Annotated in this window: 17 protein-coding genes; 3 read left to right on the top strand and 14 right to left on the bottom strand. The window is 62.0% G+C overall.

Annotated features, from left to right (window positions below):
* The first annotated feature begins 19 nt into the window (after positions 1 to 19).
* The 3 genes from xseA (at position 20) to leuA (ending at position 4,430) form a co-directional block, all read left to right on the top strand.
* Positions 20 to 1,465, top strand: a complete 1,446-nt coding sequence (gene xseA / locus LIX93_RS06285; RefSeq protein WP_226503679.1) for an exodeoxyribonuclease VII large subunit — start codon at positions 20 to 22, stop codon at positions 1,463 to 1,465.
* A gap of 3 nt (positions 1,466 to 1,468) precedes the next feature.
* Positions 1,469 to 2,296, top strand: coding sequence for a peptidoglycan DD-metalloendopeptidase family protein (locus LIX93_RS06280; RefSeq protein ID WP_226503154.1), 828 nt, complete (start codon positions 1,469 to 1,471; stop codon positions 2,294 to 2,296).
* Positions 2,297 to 2,759: 463 nt separating this feature from the next.
* Positions 2,760 to 4,430 (top strand): 2-isopropylmalate synthase, encoded by a 1,671-nt coding sequence (gene leuA / locus LIX93_RS06275; protein WP_226503153.1) that lies wholly within the window; start codon positions 2,760 to 2,762, stop codon positions 4,428 to 4,430.
* Positions 4,431 to 4,879: 449 nt separating this feature from the next.
* Here the strand turns inward: leuA and LIX93_RS06270 are convergent, their stop codons facing one another.
* The 14 genes from LIX93_RS06270 to hscA form a co-directional block, all read right to left on the bottom strand.
* Positions 4,880 to 5,671, bottom strand: a complete 792-nt coding sequence (locus tag LIX93_RS06270; protein WP_226503152.1) for an amidohydrolase — start codon at positions 5,669 to 5,671, stop codon at positions 4,880 to 4,882.
* Positions 5,659 to 6,807 carry a pyridoxal phosphate-dependent aminotransferase gene (locus LIX93_RS06265; RefSeq protein ID WP_226503151.1) on the bottom strand — a complete coding sequence of 383 codons (1,149 nt, stop codon included), beginning with the start codon at positions 6,805 to 6,807 and terminating at the stop codon, positions 5,659 to 5,661. The genes LIX93_RS06270 and LIX93_RS06265 overlap by 13 nt, the downstream gene beginning before the upstream one ends.
* Positions 6,808 to 6,949: 142 nt before the next feature.
* Positions 6,950 to 8,410, bottom strand: a complete 1,461-nt coding sequence (gene der, locus LIX93_RS06260) for a ribosome biogenesis GTPase Der (protein ID WP_226503150.1) — start codon at positions 8,408 to 8,410, stop codon at positions 6,950 to 6,952.
* 143 nt (positions 8,411 to 8,553) lie between these two features.
* Positions 8,554 to 9,708, bottom strand: a complete 1,155-nt coding sequence (gene bamB, locus LIX93_RS06255) for an outer membrane protein assembly factor BamB (RefSeq protein WP_226503149.1) — start codon at positions 9,706 to 9,708, stop codon at positions 8,554 to 8,556.
* Positions 9,701 to 10,342: a tetratricopeptide repeat protein gene (locus LIX93_RS06250; RefSeq protein WP_226503148.1), complete on the bottom strand. Its 642-nt coding sequence runs from the start codon at positions 10,340 to 10,342 to the stop codon at positions 9,701 to 9,703. Before LIX93_RS06250 ends, bamB begins: the two co-directional genes overlap by 8 nt.
* Before the next feature lie 41 nt (positions 10,343 to 10,383).
* A complete protein-coding gene (hisS, locus tag LIX93_RS06245) occupies positions 10,384 to 11,673 on the bottom strand; it encodes a histidine--tRNA ligase (protein ID WP_226503147.1) in 1,290 nt (429 codons plus the stop codon).
* Positions 11,674 to 11,708: 35 nt separating this feature from the next.
* Complete coding sequence (ispG, locus tag LIX93_RS06240; protein ID WP_226503146.1) at positions 11,709 to 12,818, bottom strand: flavodoxin-dependent (E)-4-hydroxy-3-methylbut-2-enyl-diphosphate synthase; 1,110 nt, start codon at positions 12,816 to 12,818, stop codon at positions 11,709 to 11,711.
* A gap of 3 nt (positions 12,819 to 12,821) precedes the next feature.
* Positions 12,822 to 13,880 (bottom strand): RodZ family helix-turn-helix domain-containing protein, encoded by a 1,059-nt coding sequence (locus tag LIX93_RS06235; protein ID WP_226503145.1) that lies wholly within the window; start codon positions 13,878 to 13,880, stop codon positions 12,822 to 12,824.
* Positions 13,877 to 14,638 carry a type IV pilus biogenesis/stability protein PilW gene (gene pilW / locus LIX93_RS06230; protein ID WP_226503144.1) on the bottom strand — a complete coding sequence of 254 codons (762 nt, stop codon included), beginning with the start codon at positions 14,636 to 14,638 and terminating at the stop codon, positions 13,877 to 13,879. Before pilW ends, LIX93_RS06235 begins: the two co-directional genes overlap by 4 nt.
* A gap of 13 nt (positions 14,639 to 14,651) precedes the next feature.
* Entirely contained in the window at positions 14,652 to 15,800 is a 1,149-nt protein-coding gene (gene rlmN, locus LIX93_RS06225) for a 23S rRNA (adenine(2503)-C(2))-methyltransferase RlmN (RefSeq protein WP_226503143.1), read from the bottom strand.
* Positions 15,801 to 15,823: 23 nt separating this feature from the next.
* A complete protein-coding gene (gene ndk / locus LIX93_RS06220; protein ID WP_226503142.1) occupies positions 15,824 to 16,255 on the bottom strand; it encodes a nucleoside-diphosphate kinase in 432 nt (143 codons plus the stop codon).
* 86 nt (positions 16,256 to 16,341) lie between these two features.
* Positions 16,342 to 16,542, bottom strand: a complete 201-nt coding sequence (iscX, locus tag LIX93_RS06215; protein ID WP_226503141.1) for a Fe-S cluster assembly protein IscX — start codon at positions 16,540 to 16,542, stop codon at positions 16,342 to 16,344.
* Positions 16,543 to 16,555: 13 nt separating this feature from the next.
* Complete coding sequence (fdx, locus tag LIX93_RS06210) at positions 16,556 to 16,897, bottom strand: ISC system 2Fe-2S type ferredoxin (protein ID WP_226503140.1); 342 nt, start codon at positions 16,895 to 16,897, stop codon at positions 16,556 to 16,558.
* Between the two features lie 3 nt (positions 16,898 to 16,900).
* Positions 16,901 to 18,763 (bottom strand): Fe-S protein assembly chaperone HscA, encoded by a 1,863-nt coding sequence (gene hscA / locus LIX93_RS06205; protein ID WP_226503139.1) that lies wholly within the window; start codon positions 18,761 to 18,763, stop codon positions 16,901 to 16,903.
* Between the last annotated feature and the right edge of the window lie 7 nt (positions 18,764 to 18,770).

Here is an 18,770-nt window from a genome sequence, read left to right as displayed (position 1 = left end):
ACCCTTTATCATGCCCGGCATGATTAAAGACCCCTTTGCCAGACTCGGTCTGGACCGCGAAGTGCTTACCGTCAGCCAACTCAATGGCCGTGCCCGGGTGCTGCTCGAGGACGTGTTCAGCAATATCTGGGTCGAGGGCGAGATCTCCAACCTCGCACGGCCGGCTTCCGGACACGTGTACTTCACTCTCAAGGACAGCGGCGCCCAGGTGCGTTGCGCCTTGTTTCGGCAGAACGCCGCCAAGGTGCGCCAGGCGCTGAAGGACGGGGTGGCGGTCAAGGTGCGTGGCAAGGTCTCGCTGTTCGAAGGCCGCGGCGATTACCAGTTGATCCTCGACACCGTCGAACCGGCCGGTGATGGCGCCCTGCGCCAGGCCTTCGAGGCGCTCAAGGACAAGCTCGGCGCCGAAGGGCTGTTCAGCAGCGAGCGCAAGGTCGCCCTGCCCGCTCATCCGCGGCGCATCGGTATCGTCAGTTCGCCCACTGGCGCGGTGATTCGCGACATCATCAGTGTGTTTCGTCGCCGCGCTCCGCAGGTCGAGCTGACCCTGATCCCTACTGCCGTACAAGGGCGCGAAGCCTTCAACCAGATCGTGCGTGCCCTCAAGCTGGCCGACAGCCGCGGCTTCGATGCAATCATTCTGGCCCGGGGCGGCGGCTCGCTGGAGGACCTCTGGTGTTTCAACGAAGAGGCCGTGGCCCGCGCCATCGATGCCTGCGTGACGCCGATCGTCAGCGCCGTGGGGCACGAAACCGATGTATCGATCAGCGACTTCGTGGCCGACGTCCGCGCCCCCACGCCATCCGCCGCTGCGGAGCTGCTGGCGCCGGACATGAGCGACTTGCAACGGCGCATCGAGAACCTGCAGCGCCGACTGCTGCTGCGCATGCGCAATCAGTTGGCCCACCACAGTCTGCGCCTGGAAGGCCTGACCCGCCGGTTGCGCCATCCAGGCGAGCGTCTGCGCCAGCAGGCCCAGCGCCTGGACGACCTGGACATGCGCATGCGCCGTGCTTTCGAGCAACGCCTCGGTCAACGCAAACAGCGCCTCGCTCATCTCGATGCACGCTTGGCCACGCAGCATCCTGGGCGCGCCTTGGCGTTGCTCAAACAGCGCCTGGCAGGTCTCGACACGTTGATGCGCCGCGCCATCGAGCAACGCCTCAAGCGTGACCATGAACGCCTGAACGCAGTGGACCAACGCCTGCCCAAGGCTATCACCACCACCCTCAAAGACCGTCGCCAACAGTTGCAGACACAGATGCAGACGCTGCACCTGGTCAGCCCGCTGGCGACGCTGGGCCGCGGTTACAGCATCCTGCTGGACGAACACGGCCAGGCCATCCGCAGCGCCGCACAGACCCGCACCGGTCAGCGTCTGAAGGCCCGCCTGGGCGAAGGCGAGCTGGACGTGCGGGTCGAAGACAACCACCTGACACCGGTCACCCTGTCACTACTGGACTGAACCATGCGCTTGATCGCCTTGCTGTTATTGTGCCTTTCGTCCATGGCCCAGGCCGACAGCTACATCACCCGTTTGCTGGACAAACCGGTGCCGGGTGGCGTCGCGGTCGTCGACCTCGGCCCCGCGGCCATGGCACCCAAGGCCTTTATCGACGGCAAGCCGGTGCTGGTAGTCAAGGAGCAGGACACCTGGCGCGCCATCGTCGGCCTGGCGCTGACGGTCAAGCCCGGCAGCCAGACGCTCAGCGTGCAGAGTGCCAACGGCACCCGCCAGGTGCCCTTCACGGTCACCAGCAAGCACTATCCCGAGCAGCGCATAACTCTCAAGAACAAGCGCCAGGTCAATCCCGAACCTCAGGACTTGACCCGCATCAACCAGGAACTGGCGATCCAGACCACCGCCTACCGCAGCTTCAGCCCCGGCACACCGAGCAATCTGTTGCTCGACAAGCCTGTGAACGGTCCCCTGTCGAGCCGCTTCGGCGTACGCCGCTTCTTCAATGGCGAAGAGCGCAATCCCCATGCTGGCCTGGATTTCGCGGTGCCTGCAGGCACGCCGATCAAGACCCCGGCCGCTGGCAAGGTGATCCTGGTGGGCGATTATTTCTTCAACGGCAATACGGTATTCGTCGACCACGGCCAGGGCTTTATCAGCATGTTCTGTCATATGTCCAAGATCGACGTGCAGCTTGGACAAACGCTGGCCCGCGGCGCCGTGGTCGGCCGGGTTGGATCGACCGGTCGGGCGACGGGGCCGCATATGCATTGGAACGTGAGCTTGAATGACGCGCGAGTCGATCCGGCGATTTTTATCGGGGCGTTTCAACCGTAGTGCAGTGGTGCGTCGTTCGCGAGCGCGCTTTGCTGCCACCAATCACCTGCGAGAGATTCCAGGGTTCTATGCCAGTAGCACCGGCCCCTTCGCGGGCAAGCCTTGCTCCCACAGGGCAAGGCTTGCCCGCGAAGGGGCCGTCGATGACACACCCACCCATTGCGCTCATCGAAGTCCGTGAGCAATTACCCATGCATTCGCCAACCATCACCGCGATAAAAATCCAATAAAGCCAGATTAAAGGCAACTTCTACCAATTTTTTCCACACCCTTGCCATCTTTTCCCTCAATGGTTAGGGTTGACCCCATGAACAACGCAAACACCCACATTCTGCTCCGCCAGCACGCCAGCCTCTGCCTGGTGAGTGCCCGACTGCCAGGCTGAATCGCGTCGCCTCGCCCTTCTTCTTCAGTTATTTTTCGGCAGGCCCTCTCCATCGGCCGCATTCAAAGGATTTTCGCCATGAGCATGCTCAAAGACCCGTCACAGAAATACCGCGCCTTTGCCACCGTCGACATTGCCGACCGCACCTGGCCCTCGAAGACCATCACCGCCGCGCCGATCTGGTGCAGCTCCGATCTGCGTGACGGCAACCAGTCGCTGATCGAGCCGATGGACGCCGAGAAAAAACTGCGCTTCTGGAAAACGCTGGTCAGCGTCGGCGTCAAGGAAATCGAAGCAGCCTTCCCTTCTGCCTCGCAAACCGATTTCGACTTCGTGCGCACCTTGATCCAGGACGGCCACATCCCGGACGACACCACCATTCAGGTGCTGACCCAGGCCCGTGAAGACCTGATCGCACGCACGTTCGAATCCCTGCGCGGTGCCAAGAAAGCCATCGTTCACCTGTACAACGCTACCTCGCCGTCGTTCCGCAAGATCGTCTTCAACCAGGACAAGGCCGGCGTCAAAGAGATCGCCGTGAGCGCGGCCAAGCTGTTCGTCAAATACGCCGCCCAGCAGCCCGAAACCCAGTGGACCTTCCAGTACTCGCCGGAAACCTTCAGCGCCACCGAGCTGGATTTCGCCGTTGAAGTCTGCGACGCCGTGATCGAGGTGTGGAATCCGACCCCGACCAACAAGGTGATCCTCAACCTGCCGGCCACCGTTGAAGTGTCGACCCCGAACATCTATGCCGACCAGATCGAATGGTTCGGTCGCCATGTATCACGCCGCGACAGCGTGCTGATCAGCCTGCACACTCACAACGACCGTGGTACCGGCGTCGCCGCCACCGAGTTGGGCCTGATGGCCGGTGCCGATCGCGTCGAAGGCTGCCTGTTCGGCAACGGCGAGCGTACCGGCAACGTCGACCTGGTCACCCTGGGCCTGAACCTCTATACCCAAGGCGTCAACCCGCAGCTGGACTTCTCCGACATCGACGGCGTGCGTAAAGTGGTCGAAGAATGCAACCAGATTCCGGTGCACCCGCGCCATCCGTATGTGGGCGATCTGGTGCACACCGCGTTCTCCGGCTCGCACCAGGACGCCATCCGCAAGGGCCTTACCCAGCAAAAAGAAGGCACCGTGTGGGAAGTGCCCTACCTGCCGATCGACCCAGCCGACATCGGCCGCAGCTACGAAGCGGTCATTCGCGTCAACAGCCAGTCCGGCAAAGGCGGCATCACGTATCTGCTCGAACAGGAATACGGCATCAGCCTGCCGCGCCGCATGCAGATCGAATTCAGCCAGGTCGTACAGGGTGAAACCGATCGCCTGGGCCTGGAGATGACCGCTCAGCAGATCTACGGCCTGTTGCGCAAAGAGTATCTGCAAGCCAACACGCCGTACGCACTGATCAGCCACAAGCTGCAGGAAGAGAACGGCAACAGTGCCGTGGATGTGGAAGTGCACAGCGACGGCGAGACTCAGCACTGGCGCGGCAAGGGCAACGGCGCCTTGGAAGCGCTGGTCGCCGGCCTGCCCATTTCGGTAGAGATCATGGACTACAACGAGCACGCTATCGGTGCGGGCACCAACGCCAAGGCAGCCGCGTATATCGAGCTGCGTGTGGCCGGTGAGCGCCCGGTGCATGGCATCGGCGTGGATGAAAACATCACCACGGCCAGCTTCAAGGCCCTGTTCAGCGCGCTGAATCGCTCGTTGAGTCAGCAGCAAGCGAAAGCGGCTTGATGCACTGCTGAATAAAAAACCGGCCCTCAGTGGCCGGTTTTTTTGTGTCCGGTGGTTTTGTCCTGAGAGCGGAGTTGGACCGAGGGGCCGGGGATTTGAGTGTGGGCATGCACACGAGATTGATGCTGCACAGACGCTTTTAAAAACCGTGTTGCCCACACAAATTTCGAAGTCTGCTTTCGAGCCGGCCTTGGGGTCGCCGCCCGTTAGCCAGCCCCGCCGCGCTGCGGCCCACTGGCGCAGGGCTAGCCGGCATGGATGCCGGCTAAGCCTCGTTGCGCCATGGATGGCGCGTCGAGGCGTGCCCAGCGCCAGTGGGGCGCAGCGTGGGCACGCCGAGCCTGGGCGAGGGGCCGTATGGCGGGCGGCGACCCCAAGGCCGGCTCGAAAGCAGAACCACCCCACTCCCATACCAAAAAATGCTGCAACCCACCTCAGCACCAAAAAAATCAGCTCAGACTAAACCCATCAGCATCCCGAAACGCCGGAAAACGCTCGCGATAACTGGCCAGATCGCCCGCACTTAGGATCGCCCGCACCACCCCGTCCAGCTCGCCTGCGCACAGCAGGGTTTCACCCTGAAAATCCAGCACCTGGCTGTCACCCGTGTAGGCGAAGCCCTTGCCGTCCGTACCAACGCGATTCACGGCGGCCACGTAGCACAGGTTCTCGATCGCCCGCGCGGGCAGCAGTCGATTCCAATGCAGGCGCCGCGCGCCCGGCCAGTTGGCGGTATAGACCAGCAGGTCGGTCGTCTCGGCGTCTCGGCTCCACACCGGAAACCGCAGGTCGTAGCAAATCAGCGGTCGCACCCGCCAGCCCTTGACCTCGAACACCGCCTGCTCCGAGCCTGCGGTGTAATGGGCATGCTCATCGGCCATGCGGAACAGATGGCGTTTGTCGTAATGCAGGATCTGCCCGTCGGGTTGGGCCCACAGCAAGCGATTGCGGTAGCTGCCGTCGGCTGCCTGGATGATCACGCTGCCGGTGATCACCGCCGCGAACTTTTCTGCCTGGGCCCGCAGCCACTTGCTGGTCGGGCCCTGCTCAGGCTCGGCCTGCCCGGCCGAGTCCATAGAGAAACCGGTGGTGAACATCTCCGGGAGGATGATCAAGTCGGCCCCCCGTGCCTGCTCCAGCAGCTCGTTGAAATGTTCCAGGTTGGCCGTGCGGTCGTGCCAGGCCAGGGTGGTCTGCACCAAGGCAATATCGAGATTGGTCAGGGTCGTCAGATCGCGCATAGTTTCAGGGCTGCTGCTCGCAGCGTCTCCTCGCGTTTGGCGAAGCACAGGCGTACCAGGCGTTGATCGGGTACCGGCGTTTGATAAAACACCGACACTGGAATGGTCGCCACGCCGTGCTCCTTGGTCATCCATAACGCCATATCGACGTCGTTCAGGTCGGGGCGGATTTGTGAATAATCGACCAACTGAAAGTAGGTACCGCCCACTCGATCAAAGGTGAAGCGCGAATTGTCCAGCAGATCGCAGAACAGATCACGCTTGGCCTGGTAGAACGCCGGCAACTCCTCCACGTGCTGCGGCGCCGCGGCCATGTAGTCGGCCAGCGCGTATTGCAGCGGCGTTACACCGCAGAAACTGACGTACTGGTGAATCTTGCGCAGCTCGGCGGTGAGGGCCGGCGGGGCCACCACGTAACCGGTTTTCCAGCCGGTGACATGGTAGGTCTTGCCGAACGAACTGACCACGAAGGCGCGCTGGAACAAGGCTTCATGGGCCAGCACGCTGACGTGCCTGGCGCCGTCGTAGACCAGATGCTCGTAGACTTCGTCGCTGACGACATAGATGTCCCGGTCGGCGATCAAAGCCGCCAACTGATCCAGATCGGCACTGCTGAGCAGGGCACCGCTGGGATTGTGCGGGCTGTTGAGGATGATCATCCGAGTGCGCGAACCGATGGCATCCCTCAGGGCCTGCCAGTCGATGGCGAAGCTGTTGGCACTGAGCTGCACGTGCACGCAGCGACCGCCGGCCAGTTCCACGGAGGGCTCGTAGCTGTCGTAGCAAGGGTCGAAAACGATCACTTCGTCGCCGGGTCGCACTACCGCCTGGACTGCGCAAAAGATCGCTTGGGTGGCGCCTGGTGTGATGGTGATTTCCCGCTCCGCATCGACGCTCACGCCATAGCTGCGAGCGAGCTTGATCGCGACCTGCTCGCACAACGCGGGCAGCCCGGTCATGGGCGCGTACTGGTTATGGCCATTGGCGACATGATAGGCCACGGCATCGCGCAGGCCTTGGGGGCCGTCGAAGTCAGGGAAGCCTTGGGAAAGATTGATCGCGCCGGTCTGCGCCGCGAGCTGGGACATGGTGGTGAAGATAGTGGTGCCGACATTCGGCAACTTGCTGCTGATCATGGGCCTGTTCCTGCTGCACGACGTTCCGCCAACGGCGCGGGGTAGAGCGGCAGGATAGCTGATTGGCGAGAGGTGTAAAACGATGATCTCAGCTGTGGGAGCGGCCGGGGTCGCTCCCACAGAGGGTGTGGTGCGGCTGGAATCAGCGCTTGTCGCGGCGCTTCTTGTCGGCCTTCTTGTGGTGCGACATCAAACGGCGCTTCTTGTTGACCTGGCGGTCGGTGAGCGTGTTCTTGAGTTTTTCGTACGGGTTCTCGCCGCCCTTGAACTCGATACGGATCGGCGTACCAACCAGCTTCAGCACCCGGCGGTAGGTATTCTCCAGGTAACGCACGTAGGAGGTGGGCACCTTCTCGACCTGGTTGCCGTGGATCACGATCAGCGGCGGGTTGGCGCCACCCAGGTGGGCATAGCGCAGCTTGATGCGACGGCTGTTGACCATCGGCGGCTGGTGCTCCTGCACCGCATCTTCGAGGATCTGGGTCAGGCGGTTGGTCGGCCAGCGAGTGATGGCGGATTTGAACGAGTTCTGCACCGAGGCGTACAGATTACCTACGCCCGTACCGTGCAGCGCCGAAATGAAGTGGATATCGGCGAAGCTGACGAAGAACAACCGACGTTCCAGCTCGGTCTTCACGTAGTCGCGCTCGCTCGGCAGCATGCCATCCCACTTGTTCAGCGCGATGACGATAGCGCGACCGGCTTCGAGGGCGAAGCCCAGCAGGTTGAGGTCGTGGTCGACCACGCCTTCACGGGCGTCCATGACGAAAATCACCACGTTGGCGTCCTTGATGGCCTGCAACGTCTTGACCACCGAGAACTTCTCGACCTCTTCGTGGATCTTGCCGCGCTTGCGCACCCCGGCGGTGTCGATAAGGGTGTACTTCTCTTCGTTACGCTCGAACGGGATGTAGATACTGTCGCGAGTGGTGCCCGGCTCGTCATAGACGATCACCCGGTCTTCACCGAGCATGCGGTTGACCAGAGTCGACTTGCCGACGTTCGGGCGACCGATGATGGCGATCTTGATGCCATCCTTCTCGCTCGGGCCAGGGATCAACACGGCCTCCTCGCCTTCCTTCACGTCAGCGTTGAGGTCCTCTTCGACGTCGCGGGGGAATTCACCAAGGGCGGCTTCGAGCAAGGCGTTGATACCGCGACCTTGAGCACCGGCCACCGGGATGGCATCGCCCATGCCCAGCGGAGCGAATTCGGCGCGGGCCATTTCCGGGTCGACGTTGTCGACCTTGTTGGCCACCAGCAAGGAGCGCTTGTTACGCTTGCGCAAGTGCTCGCCGATCATCTGATCGGCTGCGGTGAAGCCGGCGCGGGCGTCCACCAGGAACAGCACCACATCGGCTTCTTCGATGGCCAGCAGTGACTGCTCGGCCATTTTTTCGTCCATGCCGTGTTCGTCACCGGAAATACCACCGGTGTCGACCAGGATGTAGGAACGCCCTTGCCAGCGCGCCTCACCGTATTGGCGATCACGGGTCAGGCCAGAGAGATCACCGACAATAGCGTCGCGGCTCTTGGTCAGGCGGTTGAACATGGTGGACTTGCCGACGTTCGGTCGACCCACCAGGGCGATTACGGGAACCATGCGGCTCTCCACTTCGTTAATTCAGAAAATACAAAAGCCGCTGCAGGGCAGCGGCCGGAATTCGGAGCGGCACGGTAGGTGCCGCAAGCCCCGGTGAACGGGGCTCCTTGAGGCCATACCTTGACCTCAAGCATAGACGCAACCTACTGCTTGATGGTCAGCGCCTCGAGCTTGCCGCTGTTGCCAAACACGTAGATTGTATCGCCGACCACCAGCGGACGCGCACGCAGGCCGTCGCTGTCGATACGGATACGGCCGACGAAGCGTCCGTCGACCTGGCTCAGCAGGTGCAGATACCCTTCCATGTCGCCGACAGCCACATAGCTTGAGAACACTTCAGGGGCCGACAGCTGGCGGCGGGCCAGTTTATCGTTGCTCCACAACGCCGTGGTGCTGCGCTCGTCGACACCTTCAACGGTGCCGCTCGCCAATGCCACGTAGACGTTACCAAAGCCCTCGGCGACACCGGCATAGCTCGATGCATCACGCTGCCAGAGGATACGCCCGGAGTCCAGATCGAGGCCGGCCATACGGCCCTGATAGCTGGTCACGTACAGGGTGCTGCCCGACAGCAGCAGACCGCCATCGATATCGACCACACGCTCGAGCTCCGAGCGCCCCTGAGGCACGGCGACCGGGGTTTCCCAGACCGGCACGCCGTTCTGGGTATCCAGGCCGACGACCTTGCCGTTGGACAGCCCAGCGATCGCCAGGCGGCTGGTCACCAGCGGAGCACCCGTGCCACGCAGAGTCAGGACCGCCGGGGTGCTGTCATACATCCAGCGCTGAGTACCGGTGGCCGCATCGATACCGAAGACTTTATCGTCCTGGGTCTGCACGACGACCAGATCACCGTTGTTGGCAGGCGGCGCGAGCACTTCGCTGGACACGCGAGCGCGCCACTTCTCTTCACCATTGCTGGCGTCGAGCGCGATCACTTCACCGGCGATAGTACCGATCATGACCAACCCGGAGCCTACACCCACAGCCCCGGAGACCGGCAGCTTGAGCTTCTTCTTCCAGTTCACGTCGCCGGTCGCGCGGTTCAGCGAAAAGACTTCGCCATTCACGTCGGCCGCGTAAATCGTGCCACCATCAACCGCTGGCACCAGCATGTTGTAGGTTTCGCCCTGCCCGTCACCGATCGAGGTGCTCCACTGCTTCTGCAACACGACTTCTTCTTTGAAATCGGTGAGTTCGGCCGGTGGCAGTTCTTTTTTGCTGTTGCTGCTGCAACCCGCGGCCAAAACGGCCAGAGCCAGCAATGCTGCATGTTTCCAACGAATCACGTCACGCATCCCCTTTGGCCAGGTCGTCCAGCTTGATTTGCAGGCTACCGACCGCAGCGTCGTCAGACAGTGCAGCCTTGGCCTTCTGATAGGCAGTAAACGCTTCGTCGCCACGACCCAGCTGAACCAGCAGGTCGCCGCGCAGTTCTTCACGGGCGGCCAGGAACGACTTGTCGGCATCGCCGTCGAGCAGTTTCAGGCCATCGGCGGCCTTGTTCTGCGCACCCAGCACCTGGGCCAGGCGCTGGCGTGCGACTTCACCCAAGGTCGGGTTGAACGGCTTGTCGACGATGGCGCGCAGTTCGGCTGCCGCATCGTCGAGCTTGTTGTTGTCCACCGCCACTTTGGCCACGAACAGGCTGCCGTACTGGGCATACGCCGTACCGCCGAAGTCGGTCTTGAGCTTGTTGGCCAGGTCGGCCACCTGGGCGGTGTCCGGCTTGCCGCTCGGGTTCAGCGTGGTCTCCAGCAGCTGCTGATACAGATTCGAAGCACCCTGGGCCTGATTGGTCTGGTATCGGTGCCAGGCCTGCCAGCCAAATACCACCACCAGGGCCAACAGGCCGCCGGTGACCAAGGGTTTGCCATTACGCTGCCACCAGTCTTTCAACTCGGTGAGCTGTTCATCTTCAGTACCTGACACCCCAATACTCCTATTTCGCGAATTCGGCTGTTGAAACAGCTTCAACCCTGGGCGACGTGAGTCGCCAGATGCTCGGCGAGAGCATCCCAGGCAATGTTTTGTTGTTCGCCCTGACCACGCAGCGGCTTGACGCCAACGGTCTGCGCAGCCATCTCGTCGTCACCCAGGATCAGCGCGTAGAGGGCGCCGCTCTTGTCGGCCTTTTTGAACTGGCTCTTGAAGCTGCCGGCACCGGCGTTGACCTGCAGGCGCAGCGACGGCAGAGCATCACGCAGACGCTCGCTGAGCGCCAGCCCGGCCAGTTCGGCCGCTTCACCGAAGGCACAGAGGTAGACATCGACCTGACGGGCGATCGACTCGGGCACCTTGTCGAGGGTTTCAAGCAGCAGGATCAGACGCTCGATACCCATGGCAAAACCGACGCCCGGGGTCGGCTTGCCGCCCATCTGCTCGACCAGACCATCATAACGCCCCCCGGCGCAGACGGTGCCCTGGGAGCCGAGCTTGTCGGTGACCCATTCGAACACGGTCTTGCTGTAGTAATCGAGGCCGCGCACCAGCTTGGGGTTAATCACGTAGGGAATGCCCACCGCATCGAGACGCGCCTTGAGGCCCTCGAAGTGCGTACGCGAATCGTCATCCAGGTAGTCCGCCAACTGCGGGGCACCGACCAGGGCCGCCTGGGTATTGGCGTCCTTGGTGTCGAGCACGCGCAGCGGGTTGGTCTTCAGGCGGCGCTGGCTGTCTTCGTCAAGCTGGTCGAGTCGCGCGGTGAGGAACTCCACCAGCGCTTCACGATAACGACCACGGGACTCGCTGGTGCCCAGGCTGTTGAGCTCGAGGGTCACCGCGTCGCGAATACCCAGGGCAGCCCACAGGCGCCAGGTAAGGATGATCAGCTCGGCGTCGATATCGGGACCCTCGAGGTTGAAGACCTCCAGGCCGATCTGGTGAAACTGACGATAGCGACCTTTTTGCGGGCGCTCGTGGCGGAACATCGGGCCCATGTACCAGAGCTTCTGCACCTGGCCACCACCAGTGATGCCGTGTTCCAGCGCCGCGCGCACGCAGGCGGCGGTGCCTTCGGGACGCAGGGTGAGGGAATCACCGTTGCGGTCTTCGAAGGTGTACATCTCTTTTTCGACGATGTCGGTGACTTCGCCGATGGAGCGCTTGAACAGCTCGGTGAACTCGACGATCGGCATGCGGATCTGCCGATAGCCGTAGTTGTCCAGCAAACCGGCCACGGTGCCTTCGAAGTAGCGCCACAGTGGCGTCTGCTCCGGCAGGATGTCGTTCATGCCACGAATGGCTTGCAGAGACTTACTCACAAAAAATCCTTAGCGATACGTATCAACAGGCCCGATCAGCTGCGCAAGATCAGCGCGGCGTCGGCTTCGACCTTTTCGGCCGCCTTCTGGCGAATGAGCCGTTCGAGCTCATCGACCAGGTTGTCGTTGGTCAACTTCTGCGACGGCTTGCCGTCGATGTAAATCAGGTTGGGCGTGCCGCCGGTCAGCCCCACATGGGCTTCCTTGGCCTCACCCGGGCCGTTGACGACACAACCGATCACCGCGACATCCAGCGGCACCAGCAGGTCTTCGAGGCGACCCTCGAGTTCGTTCATGGTCTTGACCACGTCGAAGTTCTGCCGCGAGCAGCTCGGGCAGGCGATAAAGTTGATGCCACGCGAGCGCAGGCGCAGGGACTTGAGAATGTCGAAACCGACCTTGACCTCCTCCACCGGGTCCGCCGCCAGCGAGATGCGGATAGTATCGCCAATCCCGTCGGCCAGCAGCATACCGAGGCCGACGGCAGATTTCACCGTGCCTGAGCGCAAACCACCGGCTTCGGTGATGCCCAAATGCAACGGCTGGCTGATCTGCTTGGCCAGCAGGCGGTAGGCGTCGACGGCCATGAACACGTCGGAGGCCTTGACGCTGACCTTGAAGTCCTGAAAGTCCAGGCGCGCCAGGTGCTCGACATGGCGCAGAGCGGACTCGACCAGCGCCTCGGGCGTCGGCTCGCCGTATTTCTTTTGCAGGTCCTTTTCCAGCGAGCCGGCGTTGACGCCAATGCGGATCGGGATGCCCCGATCACGAGCGGCGTCGACCACGGCACGCACGCGGTCTTCGCGACCGATGTTGCCGGGGTTGATGCGCAGGCAATCGACGCCCAACTCGGCGACGCGCAGGGCGATCTTGTAATCGAAGTGGATATCCGCCACCAGTGGCACCGAGGTCAGCAGCTTGATGCGCCCGAAGGCCTCTGCCGCATCCATGTCAGGTACCGAGATGCGCACGATGTCGGCGCCGGCGTCTTGCAGGCGCTGGACTTGCGCAACCGTGGCAGCGACATCGTTGGTATCGGTGTTGGTCATGCTCTGGACGGCAATGGGCGCATCGCCACCGACCGGAACCGAGCCAACCCAGATCTTGCGAGATACGCGACGCTTGATAGGTGATTCGCCGTGCATGATTTATTGCCCCAGTTTCAGGCGTGCAGTTTGCCCGGAGGTGTATTTGGCGACGTCCACAGCCTCACCGTTGTAAGTGATCTGGGCGCCTTTGGCGAAGCCCAGACGCACGGCAAACGGTGGCTTGCCGCTCAGGTCGAGGGTATCGCCGGTACGCTTGAGGCCGCTGACCAGCACCTTGCCGGTGCCGTCGGTGACTTGCGTCCAGCAGTCGGCCACAAATTGAATATTGACCTGCCCCGCGCCTGCCACCGGTGCTTGCACATCCGGTGCGGCTGGGGCCGATGGCGCGAACGGGGTATTGGCCGGCGGCACATGAGCGGTCGATGCCGGAGTGGTCGCGGCGGTCGCCGCCGGTGCAGTAGCGGCTCCAGGCGCATGCGTGGCCGGATTGAGCGGCAGCGCCGAACCCGTCGTCGGGGCAGCGGTCGCCGCCTGGCTGGCAGGCGATGCAGGCGTACCCGTGGTGGCCGGATCGACCGGCGGCACGCCTTGCGGCAGCGCCAACGCATTGGGCTGGCCGGGTGTCGCGGTCGGTGCGGTGGCCGGCACTTGCGGCTCGTCAATCGGGTGTACGCGGGTGGTGCCATCGGCGCCTTCGACTTCCACATGATCGATGGCCGCGGCGTTTTGGTCTTTGCCGCGCTGGCCGGCTTGATCCTGCCACCAGAGGAAACCGCCGCCGATCACCAGGATCAGCAGCAACAGGCTGACGATGCGCAGAATATTGTGGGACAGGCGTACGGGCTCTTCGATACGACCCAGCCCATGGACATTGCTGCCCTGGGCATTGGTACCGGTGGCCTGGTCGAAGGCCTGCACCAGAGGGGTCTGGTCCATGCCGAGCAGTTTGGCATAGGCTCGGATATACCCACGAGCGAAGGTATGGCCTGGCAGCTTGTCGAAGGCGCCGGTCTCAAGGTTGTTGAGGGAGGACACCGTCAGATTCAGCCTGACTGCCACATCGCTCTGCGACCAGCCTTTGTCTTCACGGGCCTGACGCAAGACTTCACCGGGATGGGCGAAAGTGCCTGCTACAACTTCGGGATGCGCCGCTTTCATCTTTGCTCCGACAGGTATTGCTGATATTCCGGGGTACCGGGGTAGAGTCTTCTCAACTGCAGGGCAAAACTCGCGGCTTTGTCCTTGTCATCGAAAATCTTCGCCAGACGCATGCCCAACAACAGGCTGCGCGCGTTTTGCTCACTGAGCTGGGTGAACCGCTCATAGTAGCCGCGAGCAGGGACATATTGCTGGGTGTCATATGAAATTTCTGCCAATTCCAGCAACGCCCGTGGTTGATCGGGGTTCAGACGCAGGGCCTTGACCAGACTCTCCTGGGCCTCGACGCGATTGCCCAGGGCCAATGCGGTCAGGCCGATGTTCTCGAACACCCGCGAGCGCTCAGGATACAGGGGATCGCCTGCGGCTTTCTGGAACATTGCGTAAGCGTCCTTGTAACGCTTTTGTTCGTAAAGGAAGCTGCCGTAATTGTTGAGGATCCGGGCATCGCCATCGCTTTTGGCGATCGCCTTGCGAAAATGCTCCTCGGCCAGCTCGTTCTCGCCCTCGCTCTGGAACACCAACGCCAGCGCGGCATTGGCGTCGGGATCGCTGGAGTCCAGCTCCAGCGCACTGCGCAACGGCACCTTGGCGCGCTCGGTCTGGCCTTCCTGCAGATAACCGATGCCCAGTTGCACATAAGCTCTGCGTGCTTCGTCGCGGCCCTTCTGGGTAGTCATGGGATTGACTTTGCCGGTGGTTATGCAACCGGCCAACAGGCTGACAACGACAAACAACAGCGCAGCGCGCAGGGACATGGAGTTCCTCTCTTCAGTTCCGAGCGACGGCAATCAGCTGCGCTTGGGCGTCGGCACTCAACTCGCGTCCAGCAATGTAGCGTTCGCTACGGCGAGTGCGGTCCATTACCTGGCCGACCAGTTGTCCGCAAGCGGCGTCGATGTCTTCGCCGCGGGTGGTGCGTACGGTGACATTGAAACCGGCCTGGTGCAAATGATCCTGGAAGCGACGGATGGCATTGTTGCTCGGCCGCTCATAACCCGAATGAGGGAACGGGTTGAAGGGGATCAGGTTGACCTTGCACGGCACATCCTTGAGCAGTTCGACCATTTCTACCGCATGTTCGAGCTGGTCGTTGACGTCCTTGAGCAGGGTGTACTCGATGGTCAGGTAGCGCTTGTCGCCCAGCGTCGCCATGTAGCGCTGGCAGGACTCGAGCAGGACCTTGAGCGGGTACTTCTTGTTGATCGGCACCAGTTGGTTGCGCAACGCATCGTTGGGTGCGTGCAGCGACAGGGCCAGGGAGACGTCGATGTGCTTGGAGAGCTCATCGATCATCGGCACCACGCCGGAGGTGGACAGAGTCACCCGACGCTTGGAGATGCCATAGCCGAAGTCGTCCATCATCAAATGCATGGCGGCAACGACGTTATCGAAGTTCAGCAGCGGTTCGCCCATGCCCATCATCACCACGTTGGTGATGGCACGGTCGACGGTCGCCGGGACACTGCCGAAGGATTTGTTGGCAATCCACACCTGACCGATGACTTCGGCGGCGGTGAGGTTGCTGTTGAAGCCTTGTTTGCCCGTGGAGCAGAAACTGCAATCCAGCGCGCAGCCCGCCTGGGACGAAACACACAAGGTGCCACGCTTGCCCTGGGGGATGTAGACGGTTTCGACGCAGCTGCCAGAGGCCACGCGGACCACCCATTTACGGGTGCCATCGGTGGAGATGTCTTCGCTGACCACCTCCGGCCCGCGGACCTCGGCACAGGCCTTGAGCTTTTCGCGCAGGACCTTGCTGACGTTGCTCATGGCATCGAAATCATCGACACCATAATGGTGGATCCATTTCATGACCTGACCGGCACGAAAGCGCTTCTCCCCGATCGAGTCGAAGAACTTTTCCATTTCCGGTTGAGTCAGCCCCAACAGGTTGGTCTTGCCAGTCATATCAGTCATGGATTCACCCTCACTCAACAGCCTCAGGCTTTACGAGCGGTTACTTCAGTAGCAGCGAAGAAATAAGCGATTTCACGAGCAGCAGCGGCTTCGGAGTCCGAACCGTGAACAGCGTTGGCGTCGATGGAATCAGCGAAGTCAGCGCGGATGGTGCCGGCAGCAGCTTCTTTAGGGTTGGTAGCGCCCATCAGTTCGCGGTTCTTGGCGATGGCGTTTTCGCCTTCGAGCACCTGAACGACAACCGGACCGGAGATCATGAACGCAACCAGTTCGCCGAAGAAGCCACGAGCGCTGTGCTCAGCGTAGAAGCCTTCGGCTTCGGCCTTGGACAGTTGCTTCAGTTTCGAAGCGACGACTTGCAGGCCGGCCTTTTCGAAACGAGTGGTGATCTCGCCGATTACGTTTTTTGCAACGGCGTCAGGCTTGATGATGGAGAAAGTACGTTGAACAGCCATGTGAAACTCCAGAAACGTGATTTTGCGAAAAATTAAACCCGCGAATTATACGCGGGTTCTCGGGTATTGCCTAACCTGCAAATCTATCAGTCTATTTCGTCGGCCCAGAGCGGTTGAACCGCTTCGAGCACCTTCTCGCCGACCCGGCCAGAAGTCTTGTCGAATCCTGGTAACTCCTCGATCAGCTTCTGCAACCTGGGGAAGCTGACCGAATACGGATCGACGCCTGGGTGCTGCTCGGCAAGCTCCTCGGCGATCCGCTGTACATCATTCCAACCGTAACTCATGACATTCCCTCGGTCAGTGCGGCGCTTCGGCCGCATGGTTGAGCGAGTATTTCGGAATTTCGACAGTGATGTCTTCGGTTCCGACTTTCGCCTGGCAGCTCAGACGCGACGTGGGTTCGAGGCCCCATGCACGATCAAGATAGTCTTCCTCGAGATCATCCGCCTCTTCCAGCGAATTGAAACCCTTGCGGATCACGCAGTGGCAGGTGGTACAGGCGTTCACCCCGCCGCAGGCGCTTTCGATCTCGATGTGGTGGTCGTGCGCTACATCCAGGATCGATCGCCCGGTTTCGGCTTCCACGACCATGCCATCGGGACAATGCTCGGCATGGGGTAGAAAAGTGACCTTAGGCATCAATTATTCCTCGATTTCATTCAGGTTGCGCCCGGACAGCGCGTCTTTCACGGCGTTGTTCATGCGACGAGCGGCAAAGGCATCGGTCACCTGCGACAGCAGCTTGGTCTGCTGTTCGATGGCCGAACCATCGTTGCTGCCTATCAGGGCGCGCAACTCGTCCATTTGCAGGCCAATGACCATGCGTTCTTCTTCATCGAGCAGCCGCTCGCCGTCTACGTCCAGCGCGGCCTGCACGGCTTCGAGCAGGCGTTCGGCGTCGACCTGATGCTCGCGCACCTGGCGCGCGACCTTGTCGTCGCTGGCGTGCTGGAATGAATCCTTGAGCATTTTGGCGATTTCGCCATCGGTCAGACCGTAGGACGGTTTGACCTGGATGCTGGCTTCGACGCCCGAACCCAGCTCGCGTGCCGAAACGCTGAGCAGACCGTCGGCGTCGACCTGGAAGGTCACACGGATCTTCGCCGCACCGGCGACCATGGCCGGGATGCCACGCAATTCGAAGCGTGCCAGCGAACGGCAGTCGCTGATCAATTCACGCTCGCCTTGCAGCACGTGAATCATCATGGCCGACTGGCCGTCTTTATAGGTAGTGAAGTCCTGAGCGCGGGCGACCGGGATCGTGGTGTTGCGCGGAATCACCTTTTCCATCAGCCCGCCCATGGTCTCAAGCCCCAGGGACAGCGGGATGACGTCGAGCAGCAGCAGCTCGCCACCGTCGCGCTTGTTGCCGGCCAAGGTATCGGCCTGGATCGCGGCGCCGATGGCCACCACTTGATCCGGATCAATCTCGGTCAGCGGCTGGCGACCAAAGGCCTCGGCCACAGCTTCGCGCACCCGCGGCACGCGGGTCGAGCCACCGACCATGACCACGGCGGCCACGTCTTCAAGCTCGATGCCCGAATCACGCACCGCACGTCGGCACGCCTTGAGGCTGCGCGCGACCATGCTTTCGATCAGGCCATTGAAATGCTCGCGGGTCAGCGCGGCCTGCCAGTCACCGTAAACGACGTCGACGCTGTCGACATCGGTCAGGGCTTCCTTGGCGGCGCAGGCGGCCTGCAGCAACGAGCGCTGGACGCCGGGGTCGAGATCGGCCGACAAACCGGCCTGCTCCACGATCCAGCCAGCGATAGCATGGTCGAAGTCATCGCCGCCCAAGGCACTGTCGCCACCGGTCGCGAGCACTTCGAAGACGCCGCCGGTCAGGCGCAGAATGGAAATGTCGAAGGTACCGCCACCCAGGTCATAGATGGCCACCAGGCCTTCGGCGTGTTGGTCCAGGCCATAGGCGACGGCCGCAGCTGTCGGCTCGTTGAGCAGGCGCAGTACGGTGAGACCGGCCAGCTTGGCGGCATCTTTGGTAGCCTGACGCTGCGCATCGTCGAAATACGCCGGCACGGTGATCACCGCACCCACCAGCTCGCCACCCAAGGCGGCTTCGGCGCGCTGGCGCAGCACCTTGAGGATCTCGGCGGAGACTTCCACCGGACTCTTGGCACCCTGCACGGTCTCGATGAACGGCATGTGCGACTCACCACCGACAAAGCGGTAAGGCAGCTGATCGCCCAGCTGCTTGACGTCGGCGAGACCGCGCCCCATCAAGCGCTTGACCGACATCACGGTGTTCAGCGGGTCTTGCGCGGCGGCAGCCTTGGCGCTGGCGCCGACTTCGACGCGATCGGCGTGGTAGCGCACGGCAGACGGCAGAATGACCTGCCCCTGCGCGTCAGCCAGCGGTTCGGACAGGCCGCTGCGCAATGCGGCGACCAGCGAGTTGGTAGTGCCCAGGTCGATCCCGACCGCCAGACGACGCTGGTGCGGTTGGGGACTCTGGCCGGGTTCGGCAATCTGCAGTAGGGCCATGCTTATC

This window comes from Pseudomonas sp. MWU16-30317 (assembly GCF_020515695.1).
Taxonomy (GTDB): Bacteria; Pseudomonadota; Gammaproteobacteria; order Pseudomonadales; family Pseudomonadaceae; genus Aquipseudomonas.
This window is presented reverse-complemented; position numbering and strand designations above follow the sequence as displayed.